Annotated in this window: 15 protein-coding genes; 12 read left to right on the top strand and 3 right to left on the bottom strand. The window is 66.9% G+C overall.

The genetic code is table 11. The features are described from left to right. Positions 1–326 precede the first annotated feature (326 nt). Complete coding sequence (gene rpsU, locus ACT2FV_RS17840) at positions 327–539, top strand: 30S ribosomal protein S21 (protein ID WP_006401410.1); 213 nt, start codon at positions 327–329, stop codon at positions 537–539. Positions 540–873: 334 nt separating this feature from the next. On the opposite strand, the gene ACT2FV_RS17845 is transcribed toward rpsU, so the two are convergent. Next, positions 874–1,479: a DNA-3-methyladenine glycosylase I gene (locus tag ACT2FV_RS17845; protein ID WP_059601954.1), complete on the bottom strand. Its 606-nt coding sequence runs from the start codon at positions 1,477–1,479 to the stop codon at positions 874–876. 141 nt (positions 1,480–1,620) lie between these two features. On the opposite strand from ACT2FV_RS17845, the gene ACT2FV_RS17850 reads away from it, so the two are divergent. Together ACT2FV_RS17850 and ACT2FV_RS17855 are read left to right on the top strand one after the other, a co-directional pair. Then, positions 1,621–2,502 carry a BadF/BadG/BcrA/BcrD ATPase family protein gene (locus ACT2FV_RS17850; protein WP_174919994.1) on the top strand — a complete coding sequence of 294 codons (882 nt, stop codon included), beginning with the start codon at positions 1,621–1,623 and terminating at the stop codon, positions 2,500–2,502. Positions 2,503–2,649: 147 nt separating this feature from the next. Next, positions 2,650–3,483 carry a Cof-type HAD-IIB family hydrolase gene (locus ACT2FV_RS17855; protein ID WP_174910448.1) on the top strand — a complete coding sequence of 278 codons (834 nt, stop codon included), beginning with the start codon at positions 2,650–2,652 and terminating at the stop codon, positions 3,481–3,483. 105 nt (positions 3,484–3,588) lie between these two features. Here the strand turns inward: ACT2FV_RS17855 and aqpZ are convergent, their stop codons facing one another. Beyond that, complete coding sequence (aqpZ, locus tag ACT2FV_RS17860; RefSeq protein WP_124628656.1) at positions 3,589–4,329, bottom strand: aquaporin Z; 741 nt, start codon at positions 4,327–4,329, stop codon at positions 3,589–3,591. A 298-nt stretch (positions 4,330–4,627) separates the two neighbouring features. On the opposite strand from aqpZ, the gene ACT2FV_RS17865 reads away from it, so the two are divergent. Next, positions 4,628–4,924, top strand: a complete 297-nt coding sequence (locus ACT2FV_RS17865; protein ID WP_124628670.1) for an H-NS histone family protein — start codon at positions 4,628–4,630, stop codon at positions 4,922–4,924. Positions 4,925–5,034: 110 nt separating this feature from the next. Here ACT2FV_RS17865 and ACT2FV_RS17870 read toward each other — a convergent pair whose 3' ends face one another. After that, the gene (locus ACT2FV_RS17870; protein ID WP_444504551.1) at positions 5,035–6,099 is read right to left on the bottom strand and encodes a glycosyltransferase family 4 protein; all 1,065 of its coding nucleotides are present in this window, start codon (positions 6,097–6,099) and stop codon (positions 5,035–5,037) included. A gap of 665 nt (positions 6,100–6,764) precedes the next feature. Here ACT2FV_RS17870 and flhD point away from each other — a divergent pair. The 8 genes from flhD to ACT2FV_RS17910 all read left to right on the top strand — a co-directional run bounded on the left by flhD (position 6,765) and on the right by ACT2FV_RS17910 (position 15,031). Beyond that, positions 6,765–7,085, top strand: coding sequence for a flagellar transcriptional regulator FlhD (flhD, locus tag ACT2FV_RS17875; protein WP_059601943.1), 321 nt, complete (start codon positions 6,765–6,767; stop codon positions 7,083–7,085). A gap of 94 nt (positions 7,086–7,179) precedes the next feature. Then, positions 7,180–7,734, top strand: a complete 555-nt coding sequence (gene flhC, locus ACT2FV_RS17880) for a flagellar transcriptional regulator FlhC (RefSeq protein WP_059601940.1) — start codon at positions 7,180–7,182, stop codon at positions 7,732–7,734. Between the two features lie 191 nt (positions 7,735–7,925). Further along, on the top strand, positions 7,926–8,786 hold the full coding sequence (motA, locus tag ACT2FV_RS17885) for a flagellar motor stator protein MotA (RefSeq protein ID WP_059601938.1): 861 nt from the start codon (positions 7,926–7,928) through the stop codon (positions 8,784–8,786). A gap of 13 nt (positions 8,787–8,799) precedes the next feature. Further along, entirely contained in the window at positions 8,800–9,819 is a 1,020-nt protein-coding gene (gene motB / locus ACT2FV_RS17890; RefSeq protein ID WP_059601936.1) for a flagellar motor protein MotB, read from the top strand. Positions 9,820–9,843: 24 nt separating this feature from the next. Beyond that, entirely contained in the window at positions 9,844–10,221 is a 378-nt protein-coding gene (locus tag ACT2FV_RS17895) for a response regulator (RefSeq protein ID WP_124628650.1), read from the top strand. A 33-nt stretch (positions 10,222–10,254) separates the two neighbouring features. Next, complete coding sequence (cheA, locus tag ACT2FV_RS17900) at positions 10,255–12,483, top strand: chemotaxis protein CheA (protein WP_175867922.1); 2,229 nt, start codon at positions 10,255–10,257, stop codon at positions 12,481–12,483. Between the two features lie 48 nt (positions 12,484–12,531). Beyond that, on the top strand, positions 12,532–13,047 hold the full coding sequence (gene cheW, locus ACT2FV_RS17905; protein ID WP_059601930.1) for a chemotaxis protein CheW: 516 nt from the start codon (positions 12,532–12,534) through the stop codon (positions 13,045–13,047). A 37-nt stretch (positions 13,048–13,084) separates the two neighbouring features. Beyond that, positions 13,085–15,031 (top strand): methyl-accepting chemotaxis protein, encoded by a 1,947-nt coding sequence (locus ACT2FV_RS17910; RefSeq protein WP_444504552.1) that lies wholly within the window; start codon positions 13,085–13,087, stop codon positions 15,029–15,031. The last annotated feature ends 2 nt before the right edge of the window (positions 15,032–15,033 follow it).

Consider the following 15,033-nt stretch of genomic DNA (forward strand, 5'->3'; position numbering starts at 1 on the left):
GTCCCGTTGGATGGTGTACGCGGCCGCGCTGCGCGGGGCGGCGAGCCGGAATCGACAAAAGGATAGTTTTGTCTGTGATTTCCTGATATGATGGCGGGCTGAATTGAGATTTTCTGTCAAGCCTGTGCCGTCTCGGCATTCTTGCTGGCAGTCAAACGCGGCGCTGCACGCGGCTTGTGAAGCGTACCCGCGGTGCTTTGTGCCTCTCTTTTCCGGCCTCCGAGGCCGTATTTCCGCTCGTTTCGCCTGTTGTGGGGACGCCCGGATGGCCGGTGCGTGGCGCTTGGCCGCTACGTTTTTGACCGTTTAAGCAATTTAGGAACGACATGACGACGATTCTTCTGAAAGAAAACGAGCCGTTCGAAGTGGCGATTCGCCGCTTTCGCCGTGCTATCGAAAAAAATGGCCTGATCGCTGAACTGCGCGAACGCCAGTCCTACGAAAAGCCGACCGCAGTCCGCAAGCGCAAGAAGGCAGCAGCCGTCAAGCGCCTGCACAAGCGCCTGCGCAGCCAGATGCTGCCGAAGAAGCTCCACTAAGAGCATCTACGGTTCGCCGCGAAACGGCGGAGCGTGCTTCGAAAGAAGCCGCTCCGCCGTTTTGCTTTTCCGGGCCGGAAAAGGGCGTCGGTCTCGGGTTTCAAGCCTTGGCGGGGCGGTCGCCTGACGGCGACGCGGCCGATTCGACGGATTGCCGGCGGCTTCGAGCCGCCGCCGGGCGCGTTCCGATGCTGTCATCGCGACGCTCAGCGTCGGCGTGACGGGGATCGGTATCAGTTTGAAGAAGCGCAGCGCGTGTGTGTGGGGCCGCGCATGGCGTTGTGATGTGCCGATGCGCCAACCCCCGGCCCGCCCCGGGCGGGTTTCGTCGCCGTCAACCTGCCTTGCGGCTCCGTGCCGGCTGCTGCTTGCCCCCGAGCGCCGCGCATTTGGCGTGACACGGACAGCCGGTCTCGTGGTCGTTGACCATTCCGGTTGCCTGCATCAGCGCGTAGCAGATCGTCGAGCCGACGAACTTGCAGCCGTACTCCTTCAGCGCCTTGCTGAGCGCATCCGACTGGGCAGTCGACGCGGGCGCGTCGCGATACGACTGCCACGCGTTCTGCACCGGCGTGTGATCGACGAACGACCACAGGAATTGCGCGAGCGAGCCGTGGTCGTCGCGAATGCGCTGCACGGCCCGGGCATTGGTCACCGCGGATTCCACCTTCGCGCGATTGCGCACGATGCCCGGATTTTCGAGCAGCTTTTCGATGCGCTTCGGCGTGAAGCGCGCGACCGCGTCGACATCGAACTCGGCGAACGCCTCGCGATAGCCGGCGCGCTTGTTCAGGATCGTCGACCACGACAGGCCCGCCTGCGCGCCTTCCAGAATCAGCATTTCGAACAGATGGCGATCGTCGTGCGACGGCACGCCCCACTCGGTATCGTGATAGTGAGCATCCGCTTCCGTCCTTACCCAGTTGCACCGCTGCGACATCGTCAGCCTCGTTCCAGTGTCGATTCGATCGTGCCAGCATAGCGGAAGGCCCATTCACGGCATAGCTGGCCGAACGGCAGATGGGCGCGCGGCGCCGATCCGGTTAAGCTTGGCGCCTGTTCGAATCAGCAGGATCTACGCATGACGGCACTACTTTTTGCGATCGGCGTCGACGGCGGCGGCACCGGCACCCGCGTGGTACTGGCCGACCGGCACGGGCGCGAGCTCGCGCAGGGGCGCGGCGGCCCGTCGGGGCTCGGCCTCGGCATCGAGCGCGCGTGGGCATCGATCGGCGCTGCCTGTGCCGACGCCTTCACGCAGGCGGGGCTCGCGTTCGACTGGTCGCAATGTGCGCTCGGTTGCGGGCTCGCGGGCGTCAACAATGCCGCGTGGCTCGCCGCGTTCCGTGCGCAGGCGCCGCTCGACGCGCTCGCGATCGAGAGCGACGCGTATACGACCGTCGTCGGCGCGCACGGCGGCGCGCCGGGGCTCATCGTCGCGCTCGGCACGGGCAGCATCGCGGCGGCGCTCGACGCGGCGGGCGACTGCCGCATCGCGGGCGGCTTCGGTTTTCCGTCCGGCGACGAGGCGAGCGGCGCGTGGCTCGGCATGCGCGCGCTTGCATACGCGCAGCAGGCGCTCGACGGCCGCGTGCCGCGTGACGCGTTCGCCGGCGCGCTGCTCGCGGAAACGGGCGCGCACGATCGCGACGCACTCGTCCAGTGGTCGTGCGATGCGAACCAGACGATCTACGCGCGCCTCGCGCCGATCGTGTTCGCGCACCGCGACCATCCTTGTGCGGCGGCGCTGATCGCGCAGGCCGGCGATGAGATCGGCAAGATGATCGACGCGCTCGATCCTCGGCGGGCGCTGCCGGTCGCGCTGTGCGGCGGGCTGGCCGACGCGTTGGCGCCGGCCGTGCCGGCACGCCACGCGGCCCGGCTGCGCGCGCCGCTCGACGATTCCGCGCACGGTGCGTTGCGGCTTGCGCTGCAGGTGTTGAGGGCGACGGAAGCGGGGTGAGCGGTTCAAGTGGGCGGCGTGCGGTGGGTGGGCCGAGCAGGCCGAACGGCCCGAAACCCGCTCCATTCCCCAACCGCCCGGCGGCCCTCCGGGCACGACGTTAAAATGGCGGTTCCGCAGCGTCCCGCGCGCCATTCACCCGTCCCCATGTACAAAGTCATCGCCACCGATCTCGACGGCACCCTGCTGAACAGCGACCACCAGCTCGATCCGTACACGATCGAGACCGTCCGCCGGCTCGACCGCGACGGCCTGCAGTTCGTGATCGCGACGGGGCGCCACTACGCGGACGTCGCCGGCATTCGGGACGTGCTGGGCATTCGGCCGTACCTGATCACGTCGAACGGCGCGCGCGTGCATGCACCGGACGACACGGCGATCCACGCGCAGGACATCGATCCCGCGATCGTCCGCGGCCTCGTGCAGCCGGGCGTGACCGGCGCGCACGGGCGCGTGATCGTCAACCTGTTTACCGACCGCGGCTGGCTGATCGACCGGGACGCGCCGCACCTGCTCGAATTCCACCAGGATTCGGGATTCCGGTACGACGTGATCGACATGTCCGCGCACGACGGCGCCGATATCGCGAAGGTGCTGTACATCGGCGAGCCGGCCGATCTGGCGGTGGTCGCCGAGCAGATGCGCGTGCGGTTCGGCGATGCTCTATACGTCACGTACTCGCTGCCCGACTGTCTCGAAGTGATGACCGCCAACGTGTCGAAGGGCCGCGCGCTGCGTGCGGTGCTCGCGCGGCTCGGCGTCGACGCCGGCCACTGCATTGCGTTCGGCGACAACATGAATGACATCGATCTGCTCGAAACGGCCGGTCACGCGTTCATGATGAACAACGCGAACCCCGACCTGATCGCGCACCTGCCGCACATCCCGCGAATCGGCAACAACTTCGACGCGGGCGTCGCCCGTCACCTGCGCATGCTGTTCGCGCTCGAGGACACCCTCGACGGCGTCGCCGCTTCCTGAGCGGCCATGAAAAACGGGCGCCAGCGGCGCCCGTCCAAATTACCTGCCTCTATGTTGTTCGACAGCGTGAGGCTCGCTGCTCTGCTCGCGTGACCCCGTAGTGTTTTATTCGTTGGTGCGAGCGGATGCGGGCAGCAGGCCGACGGCATCGTCGCGCCCTGCGATGAGTGGGTAGACGATCCCGGCGATTGCCGCACCGATGATTGGCGCGACCCAGAACAGCCACAGCTGGCCGATCGCCTCGCCGCCCACGAACAGCGCCGGGCCGGTCGAGCGGGCCGGGTTGACTGACGTGTTGGTGACCGGGATCGAGATCAGGTGGATCAACGTCAGGCACAGGCCGATCGCGATCGGCGCGAAGCCGGCAGGCGCGCGCTTGTCGGTGGCGCCGAGAATCACGAACAGGAAGAAGCCCGTCATCACGACTTCGCAGATGAATGCCGCGCCGAGCGAGTAGTGGCCGGGCGAGCGCTCGCCGAAGCCGTTCGTCGCAAAGCCGCTGCCGACGACGTCGAAGCCCGGCTTGCCGGTCGCGATCAGGTACAGCACGAACGCACCCAGCGTGGCACCGACCACCTGCGCAACGATGTACGGCGCGAGATCGCGCGCCGGGAAGCGGCCGGCGACCGTCAGGCCGACGCTCACCGCCGGATTCAGGTGGCAGCCCGAAATATGGCCGATCGCGAATGCCATCGTCAGCACGGTCAGGCCGAAGGCGAGTGCGACGCCGGCAAAGCCGATGCCGAGGCCCGGAAAGGCGGCGGCCAGCACGGCGCTTCCGCACCCGCCGAGCACCAGCCAGAACGTGCCGAATGCCTCTGCAGCCAGACGCTGAGAAAGATTCATGTAAGGACCTCGTTCAAGTGGGTTGAAGACAAACGGACGACCGGATGAGTTATTCCGACACCCGGAATTGGTCTGGATTATAGGAAATGAATCGGGTTCGAGAGGGTCAACGATTGTTAAATCTGAATGGCTGGCGAATGGCTTTTATTAGAATAAGTCCGCATTCTCGATATCGACGAATCGGTTAAAGATGACAGCATTAATTTCGAAGAGCAGGGCGGCGGTACGATGACGTAACGGATGTTGGCGTTCCGGCCGAACTCGCCGGAGCCGCATCATGGAAAAGGGGAGTCGAAAAATGTCTCAATACGCGAAACTCAAGGCGCAAATCGCCGACTTGCAGGCTCAGGCGGAGGACGTGCGTCGCCAGGAAGTGGCGGCGGTGATTGCCGACGTCCAGCGAATGATTGCCGAATATGGCCTGACGGCCGAGGACCTGGGCTTCGCGGAGCGAGCGCGGCGCGGCCGTCCGCCGAAAAAGGCGCCGCTGCCCCCGAAATATCGCGATCCGAAGTCGGGTGCAACCTGGAGCGGGCGCGGCAAGCCGCCCAATTGGATCGTCGGGAAAAACCGCGATCGTTTCTTGATCGAATGACCGCGCAAAAATAAAGAGCCGCATCGAGGATGCGGCTCTTTGGCGTTTTCGGGATTTTCACGCCGATTTCGGCGCGAATTTTACCGGGTATTTCCTGACGAATTTCGGCGTCAGGCGCCCGCGACCTGGCGCAAGGTCGGCCGTTTTGCCGCCGTGCAAAGCGATTCGTAAGTTTCGACATAACGCCGCGCCATCGCTTTCGAGCTGAAACGCGTATCGAAACGCGCGCGGATCGCATCGCGCGACAGGCTGTCGATCCGGTGCAGCGCACCGACGGCGCCCTGCACGTCCTCGACGATGAAGCCGGTCACGCCATCCTCGATCACTTCCGGCACCGAGCCGCGGTTGAACGCGACGACCGGCGTGCCGCAGGCCATCGCCTCGATCATCACCAGGCCGAACGGCTCCGGCCAGTCGATCGGGAACAGCAGCGCCTTCGCGCCGGACAGGAACGCCGGCTTCTGCGCCTCGTTGATCTCGCCGATGAATTCGACGTGCGCCTCGCCGAGCAGCGGTTCGATCACTTCCTTGAAGTAGTCGGCGTCGGCCTTGTCGACCTTCGCGGCGATCTTCAGCGGCAGCCCGCTCTGCGCGGCGATCCGGATCGCGGTGTCGACTCGCTTTTCGGGACAGATCCGGCCGAGGAACGCGAGGTATTCGGGCTTCACGTCCGGTTGCGGCGTGAGCAGCGTGTCGGGCAACCCGTGATACACGGTGCCGGCCCATGCGGCCTGCGGCAGCGGCTTGCGCTGGTTGTTCGAGATCGACACGACCGGCGCGTCCGGGAATGCGTCGAACACCGGCTGCAGCTCCGGCAGGTCGAGGCGGCCGTGCAGCGTCGTCACATAAGGCGTATCGAGGCGCGACATCAGCGAGAACGGCAGGTAGTCGAGGTGGAAGTGCAGCACGTCGAATTCGTGCGCGACACGGGCGACCTGCTCGATCAGGCGCATATGGGGCGCCATCGAATCGCGGATCGACGGGTCGAGCCGCAGTGCGCGCGGCCATGCCGCCTCGAGACGCGCGGACGTGACGGAGTCGCCGCTCGCGAACAGCGTCACGTCGTGGCCGACCTCGACGAGCGCCTCGGTGAGGTAGGACACGACACGCTCGGTGCCGCCATAGAGTTTCGGCGGGACAGCTTCGTAAAGGGGCGCGATCTGGGCAATACGCATGGGCGTTCTCCGGTGTCGACCAGCGAGGGCGCTCGAGTGCGCATGCTGGTCCGATGCAGGGTTGCGGAACTCGCCGACGCACGCGCTCTGCGGTACGTGGCCCGGTCCGGGGCGCGGTGCGCGGGAGGCCGGGCGGCAAGCTGCGGGGCGGGCCGGCGCGGCTCCCGCCGCCGCCCATTGGAGTCCATTATCGATATCGCCTTCAGGGGTTCGAGTGTTTTTTCAAACACTTAAGGCTTGTTACACCGTGAAATACGCGAAAACCCCGATAAAAGGGGTGCGGAAACACAAAGCGATATGGCAACGAGAATTGTTGCGCTATCGTGAAAAACCACTATAATTTTTTCCGATTCACTTTCCGGCAGCCTTGCCGGAAGGCCTTCAGCCGGATTCGTCCCGTGTCGGACCGCATCGTCGACGAATTCGCGCGTCACTCCCCCCGCCGTTTGTTTCCTTTCAATTCGCCTTGTCGGAAAAATTCCTACACGGTTTACAGACAAATCCTGCGCGGCATACGTCACTCCGCTGATACCGGCATAAATGCCGTTTGGCCAAAATTCGCCCTGTAAGAATATAAACGTGCCGACGGAGCGCCCAGCGGGGCCTGATCGAGCAAACGTTTTCATAACATGAACGGCCAAAGCAAAGCTCTTAACGGGGGAATCATGAGCGCCAACAGCGAAATGCTCAGTGAGATCAAAGAGGTCAACCTGTCGTACCTCCTCCTCGCGCAGCGCCTGCTGCGGGAAGACAAAGCGATGGGCATGTTCCGCATGGGAGTTTCCCAGGAACTGGCCGATGTGCTCGCGAACCTCACGCTCGCCCAGACCGTGAAGCTCGCCGCATCGAACCAGATGTTGTGCCGCTTCCGCTTCGACGATCACGCGTTGTTGTCGTCGCTCGCCGACAAGGGGCGCAGCGACGTCGTCACGCACGCGCATTCGGCCATCCTGATGGCCGGCCAGCCGGTCGAAAGCGTCCGCTGATCCTTCCCCGCCTTGCGTTCGTCCCGGCGCGCCGCGCCGGCAGGCAGCGTCTTGGCCACTCATCCGAACAACGTCAAGCGGACGGTTATTCACCATGGCAAGCAAAAGCGTCGTGATCGAGGTGAAGGAAATCACCCTCGCCATCGAACTGATCGAACTGGGCGCCCGGCTGCAACTGCTGGAGGCGGAGACGAGCCTGTCGCGCGATCGCCTGATCAAGCTGTACAAGGAGCTGAAGGGCGCGTCGCCGCCGAAGGGGATGCTGCCGTTCTCGACCGACTGGTTCATGACGTGGCAGCCGAACATCCACTCGTCGCTGTTCTACAACATCTACCGGTTCATGCAGGACCACGGCCGCTGCGAACCGATCCAGTCGATCGTGAAGGCGTACCGGCTCTATCAGGAGCACGTGAAGCTGTCCGGCGACGAGGCCGCGCTGAGCCTCACGCGCGCGTGGACGCTGGTGCGCTTCTTCGACTCGGGGATGCTGCAGATGACCCCGTGCACGCGCTGCGGCGGCCACTTCGTCGCGCATGCGCATGATCCGCATCAAGGTTTCGTGTGCGGCCTGTGCCAGCCGCCGTCGCGCGCGGGCAAGACCCGCAAGGCCGCCGCCGCGCGCGCCGAGCTGTCCGCCGCCGCGGCCTGAGCGCCGGGCCGGGCAAGGCCGGGCGGGGCGCGAGCGGACGCCTCACGGCTGCCGCTCGCCGCGCGAACCGCGCGGGGCTTGCTGGTAAACACCGCCGCGCCGCCGCGGCGCGGCCGCGAAAGTTTTCCTGCCGACTGCCGTAAACCTGATTAACGGCGGTCTCCCCGCCGGTCATTCGTGAGGGACAGGCAGTGCTGATTATCGTGGGAACACTCGTGACGCTGTTGTCCGTCTTCGGCGGTTACGCGCTGGCAGGCGGGCATCTGGGCGCATTGATCCAGCCGGTCGAGATCCTGATGATCGCGGGCGCGGGCGTCGGCGCGTTCATCCTCGGCAACGGCATGAAGACCATCAAGGGGACGCTGCGTGTGCTGCCGACGCTCTTCAAGGGCTCGAAGTACACGAAGGACGTCTATATGGAGTTGATGGCGCTCCTGTACGTGCTGCTCGCGAAGGCGCGCAAGGAAGGCACGCTGACGCTCGAGGCCGACATCGACGATCCGGACAAGAGCCCGATCTTCACGCAATACCCGAAAATCCTCGCCGATCGCCACATCGTCGAATTCCTGACCGACTACCTGCGCCTGATGGTGGGCGGCAACATGAACGCGTTCGAGATCGAGAGCCTGATGGACGAGGAGATCGAGACGCACCACGCGGAAGGCGAGGGCCCGGCGCACGCGCTGATGCGCGTCGGCGACGCGATGCCGGCGTTCGGGATCGTCGCGGCGGTGATGGGCGTCGTGCATACGATGGCATCCGCCGACAAGCCGCCCGCGGTGCTCGGCGCGATGATCGCGCAGGCGCTGGTCGGCACGTTCCTCGGGATCCTGCTGTCGTACGGGCTGATCGGGCCGCTCGCGAGCCTCGCGGAGCAGCGCGTGGCCGAGTCGACCAAGATGTTCCAGTGCATCAAGGTGACGATTCTCGCGAGCCTGAACGGCTATGCGCCGGCGATCGCGGTCGAGTTCGGCCGCAAGGTGCTGTACTCGACCGAGCGGCCGTCGTTTACCGAGCTCGAAGAGCACGTGCGCCGCGTGAAGGCGAAGTGACGCGGAGCGTTCGATGAGCAAGAGCAAGGATCGCGCGATCGTCGTGAAACGGGTGGCCCCGCAGAAGAAGGGCCACCACGGCGGCGCATGGAAACTCGCCTATGCGGACTTCATGACCGCGATGATGGCGTTCTTCCTGCTGATGTGGCTGCTGAGCTCGGTCACGCCGGTGCAGCTGAAGGGGATCGCCGAGTACTTCAACACGCCGCTGAAGGCCGCGCTGTTCGGCAGCGGCGATCGCAGCTCGCAGGACTCGAGCATCATCAACGGCGGCGGCCGCGACCTGTCGAGCCTCGACGCCGGCACGCTGCGCCGCACCGACGGCACGACGTCGCTCGCCGACCGCGTCGCGAAAGCCGGCGACGACAAGACGCGCTCGCAGGCGCAGGGCGCGCAGGACCGGCTCGAGCAGACGCGCCTGCACGACCTGCAGATCAAGTTGATGGCGGCGATCGAGGCGAACCCGACGCTGCGCCAGTTCAGGCAGCAGATCCGCATCGATTCGACGCTGATGGGGCTGCGCATCGAGATCGTCGATTCGCAGAAGCGGCCGATGTTCGCGATGTCGAGCGATCACGTCGAGCCGTACATGCGCGACATCCTGCGCGAGATCGGCAAGACGCTGAACGACGTGCCGAACCGGATCATCGTCCAGGGCCACACCGACGCGGTGCCGTACGCGGGCGGCGAGGGCGGCTACAGCAACTGGGAGCTGTCGGCCGACCGCGCGAACGCGTCGCGCCGCGAACTGATCGCGGGCGGCATGGACGAGGCGAAGGTGCTGCGCGTGCTCGGCCTCGCGTCGACGCAGAACCTGAACAAGGCCGATCCGCTCGATCCGGAAAACCGCCGGATCAGCGTGATCGTGCTGAACCGCAAATCCGAAGACGCGCTGATGCGCGACGACGCGACGACCACGACGCTGTCGGCCGACGCGGCGGGCTCGAAGCTGCTGGCCCAGCAGCTCGGCGGCCCGGCGCAGCCCGCGCGACCGGCGCTGGCGAGCGCCGTCGCCGTGGCACCGAAACCCTGACGATTCCCAGATTTCGAGACAGACATGATCCGAACCATTCTCGCCATCGACGACTCGGCGACCATGCGTGCGCTGCTGCAGGCGACACTGGCGCAGGCCGGCTACGACGTGACGGTGGCGCCGGACGGCGAAGCCGGCTTCGACATGGCGGCCACCGTGCCGTACGACCTGGTGCTGACCGACCAGAACATGCCGCGCAAGAGCGGGCTCGAGGTGATCGCCTCGCTGCGCAAGCTGACGGCATACGCGGACACGCCGATCCTCGTGCTGACCACCGAAGGCAGCGATGCCTTCAAGGACGCCGCGCGCGACGCGGGCGCGACCGGCTGGATCGAGAAGCCGATCGACCCGGCCGTGCTGATCGACCTGGTCGCGACGCTGTCCGAACAGACCGCCTCCTGACATGAACGCGACGAATCCAACCGGTGACCGGGCATGACTCTCGACATCACGCAGTTCTACCAGACCTTTTTCGACGAAGCGGACGAGTTGCTCGCGCAGATGGAGCAGCTGCTGCTGAACCTCGACGTCGGCTCGCCCGACCCCGAGGACCTGGCCGCGATTTTCCGCGCCGCGCATTCGATCAAGGGCGGCGCGGCGACCTTCGGCTTTTCCGCGCTGACCGAGACGACCCACATCCTCGAGTCGCTGCTCGACCGCGCGCGCAACCATGAGCTGACGCTGACCAAGGAAATGGTCGACGCGTTCCTCGAGACCAAGGACGTGCTGTCCGACCAGCTGGTCGACTATCGCGCGAGCGCGGAACCGGACGCGGCGGCTGCCGCGACGATCTGCGCGAAGCTCGAACGCCTGAAGGCCGAGAGCGGCGCGGATGCGGCCGCGGCCGTCGTGCCGGCCGCAGCAGCCGAAGCGGCCGCACCGGCGCCGGCGCCTTCCACCGACGACCGCGTGCCCGATCACGTGGTCGAACAGGCCGTCGCGGCCGCGCATCCGGCGGACGACGCCGTCGCGGGCGGCCCGCACCTGAAGATCACGCTCGTCGGCGTCGACGCGAAGGACCAGGCGCTGCTCACCGAGGAGCTCGGCAATCTCGGCCGGATCGTCGGCCGCGAGGAAGCGGGCGCGGACCTGACGCTGTGGCTCGAATCGGACGTGCCGTCCGACGACATCGTCGCCGTGTGCTGTTTCGTGATCGACGACAGCCAGATCCGCATCGCGCGCGGCACCGCGCCGGCCGCACCGGCGCCTGCCGTCGCGCCGGCCGCGCCCGAACCGGCCGCGGCGCCGGAGCCGGCCGCACGCGTCGAGGTATTCGCGCAAGCCGCCGGTGCCGCACCGGCCGCCGCCGCACCGCAAGCGCCGGCGCAGCCGAGCGCCGCCGCGCAACCGGCGCCGCAACCCGCGCCGCAACCGCAGGCCGAACCCGCCGCGCCGGCTGCCCACGCTGCCGCGCACCACGACGACAAGCGTCCGCGCCCGGCCGCCGCCGCATCGGGCGCCGAAGGCAGCTCGATCCGCGTCGGCGTCGAGAAGGTCGACCAGCTGATCAACCTGGTCGGCGAACTCGTGATCACGCAGGCGATGCTCGCGGAAACGGCGAGCGCGTTCGATCCGGCGCTGCACGACCGTCTCTTCAACGGGATGGCGCAACTGGAACGCAACGCGCGCGACCTGCAGGAAGCGGTGATGTCGATCCGCATGATGCCGATGGACTACGTGTTCAGCCGCTTCCCGCGCCTCGTGCGCGACCTGGCCGGCAAGCTCGGCAAGCAGGTCGAGCTCGTCACGTTCGGCCAGGCGACCGAGCTCGACAAGAGCCTGATCGAGCGGATCATCGACCCGCTCACGCACCTCGTGCGCAACAGCCTCGATCACGGGATCGAGACCGTCGACAAACGCGTCGCCGCGGGCAAGGACGCGGTCGGCCAGCTCGTGCTGTCGGCCGCGCATCACGGCGGCAACATCGTGATCGAGGTCAGCGACGACGGCGGCGGCCTGAACCGCGAGCGGATTCTCGCGAAGGCCGCGAAGCAGGGGATGCAGGTATCCGACAACATCAGCGACGACGAAGTCTGGCAACTGATCTTCGCGCCGGGCTTTTCGACCGCCGAGACGGTGACCGACGTGTCGGGCCGCGGCGTCGGGATGGACGTCGTGAAGCGCAACATCCAGTCGATGGGCGGCCACGTCGAGATCTCGTCGCAGGCCGGCCGCGGCACGACCACGCGGATCGTGCTGCCGCTCACGCTCGCGATCCTCGACGGGATGTCGGTGAAGGTCGGCACGGAGATCTTCATCCTGCCGCTGAACTTCGTGATGGAATCGCTGCAGCCGTCGAACGACGACATCTACACCGTCGGCAACGGCGAGCGCGTGGTGCGCGTGCGCGGCGAATACCTGCCGCTCGTCGCGCTTCACGAGGTGTTCTCGGTCGAGGACGCGCGTACCGATCCGACCCAGGGGATCGTCACGATCATGGAAACCGAGGGGCGCCGCTTCGCGATGCTGATCGACGAGCTGGTCGGCCAGCAGCAGGTGGTCGTGAAGAACCTCGAAACGAACTACCGCAAGGTGCATGGCATCTCGGCGGCGACCATCCTCGGCGACGGCAGCGTCGCGTTGATCGTCGACGTCGCGGCGCTGAACCGTGAAACCCGTGCGACGCACGGCGCCCGAGCCGGCGCCGAGCTCGCAATCTTCTGACTCTCGCCATTCAACTGATTGGGGGCAAACGTGTCTGCTGAAGTCCAAATGATCAATACGGCCGCGGCGAACGCGGCGACCAGCCGCCGCGACGCGGAGCAGGGCGATGCGACGGGCCAGGAGTTCCTCGTCTTCACGCTCGGCGACGAGGAATACGGGATCGACATCCTGAAGGTGCAGGAAATCCGCGGCTACGACAGCGTCACGCGCATCGCGAACGCGCCCGAATTCATCAAGGGCGTGATCAACCTGCGCGGGATCATCGTGCCGATCGTCGACATGCGGATCAAGTTCCATCTCGGCCGCGTGGAGTACGACCACCAGACCGTCGTGATCATCCTGAACGTGTCGAACCGCGTGGTCGGGATGGTGGTCGACGGCGTGTCGGACGTGCTGACGCTGCAGACCGACCAGATCATGCCGGCGCCGGAATTCGGCGCGACGCTGACGACCGAGTACCTGACGGGCCTCGGCACGGTCGACGGCCGGATGCTGATCCTGATGGACATCGAGAAGCTGATGTCGAGCCGTGAAATGGCGCTGATCGAGACGCTCGGCGGGTAAGCGCGCCGCGCGCGCAGGAATTTCGGGAGAATCTGCAATGTTGCATAACTGGTCGATCCGCACGACGCTGACGGCGGTCGGACTCATCCTCGTGTGCCTGGCCGCCGCGGTTGGCGGGCTCGGCCTTTACGCGCTCGATCACGCGAGCCGTTCGCTCGACGAGATCGCGCACGTCGACCTGCCGGCGATCCACACGCTGGACGACACGGCCGCGCACCTGCTGCGCTCGCGCATTGCGCTCGATCGCTTCCGTACGCTGACCGAAGCCGGCAATGCGGCCGAGGCGGCGAAGGTGCTCGACCGCGCGCAGGAGCTGTACGCGAAGTCGAACCAGAACTGGCAGGCGTTCCAGTCGACGCCGAAGCTCGGTGTCGAGCAGGCGCTCGTCGACGAGCTCACCGCCCGCTACACGACGATCGTGAAGGAAGGCGTCGAGCCCGAATTTGCCGCGGCGCGCGCGGGCGACATGGCGGCGTATCACGCGATTGCCGACGCGAAGATCAGCCCGATGTTCGTCGCGTTCGACCAGACGGCGGCGGCCGTGATCGCATCGCTGCAGAAGCGCGCGGAAGAACGCCAGGCCGCGACGCAGTCGCAGATCTCGCTGATGGTCGGCCTGATCGCGGCCGGCATCGCGATCGCGTTCGTCGTCGTGATCGCGATCCGCTTCGCGCTGCGCGGGCTGATCGTGAAGCCGCTCGAGGACGCGATCGCGCACTTCGAGCGCATCGCAGGCGGCGACCTCACGCAGCCGGTGAACGTGTTCAGCACGAACGAGATCGGCCGCCTGTTCGGCGGCATCAAGCGGATGCAGGACGCCGTGACGACGATGGTGCAGGCCGTGCATCGCGGCACCGAGTCGATCGACGTCGGCGCGCGCGAGATCTCGACCGGCAACACCGACCTGTCGCAGCGCACCGAGGAGCAGGCCGCGTCGCTGCAGGAAACCGCATCGAGCATGGAGCAGCTGACCGGCACCGTGCGGCAGAACGCGGAGAACGCACGGCAGGCGAGCCAGCTCGCGGTGAACGCGTCCGACATCGCGACGCAGGGCGGCGAGGTGGTCGGCCAGGTCGTGTCGACGATGCAGGACATCGCGGCGAGCTCGGGCAAGGTCGTCGACATCATCGGCACGATCGAAGGCATCGCGTTCCAGACCAACATCCTCGCGCTGAACGCGGCGGTCGAAGCCGCGCGCGCGGGCGAGCAGGGCCGCGGCTTCGCGGTGGTCGCGGGCGAAGTGCGCTCGCTGGCGCAGCGCAGCGCGAGCGCCGCGAAGGAAATCAAGCAGCTGATCGGCGACTCGGCCGAGAAGGTCGACAGCGGGTCGGCGCTCGTCGCGCGGGCCGGCTCGACGATGGACGAGATCGTGCAGGCCGTGCGCCGCGTGACCGACATCATGGGCGAGATCAGCGCCGCGTCGGAAGAGCAGTCGACCGGCATCGAGCAGGTCAACCGCGCGGTCGGCCAGATGGATTCGGTCACCCAGCAGAACGCGGCGCTCGTCGAGCAGGCAGCGGCCGCGGCCGCATCGCTCGAGGAGCAGACGCGCCAGATGAAGGCGATCGTGTCGGCGTGGCGCGTCGCGGGCGGCATCGCGCTCGCGCCGGCGCGCAATGCTGCAGGCCCGGCCGCGCGCGCACCGGCGCCGGCGTTGCCGTCGGCGCACCGTCACGAAGCCTCGCCGGCCGCACTGCCGGCACCGCAGGCTGCCGTGCAGCCGGCCCGTCGCGCCGCACCGGCGCCGCATGCCGCGGCACCGGCCGCGAGCCACGAAACGAAGCGCGCGCCGGACGCCGCTGCCGCACGCGCATCGAAGGAAGCGCCGGCCGCGGGCGGCTATGGCCCGCGTCTCGCGAAGGCGGCCGCCGCACCGGCGCAGAAGCCTGCCGAGAAGCCCGCGCTGGTGCGCCCCGCGCTGAACGGCGAGAAGCCGGCGATGGCGGCGGCCGGCACGTCCGACGACGACTGGGAGACTTTCTAAGC

Source organism: Burkholderia sp. PR2, assembly GCF_052372875.1.
Lineage (GTDB): Bacteria > Pseudomonadota > Gammaproteobacteria > Burkholderiales > Burkholderiaceae > Burkholderia > Burkholderia diffusa.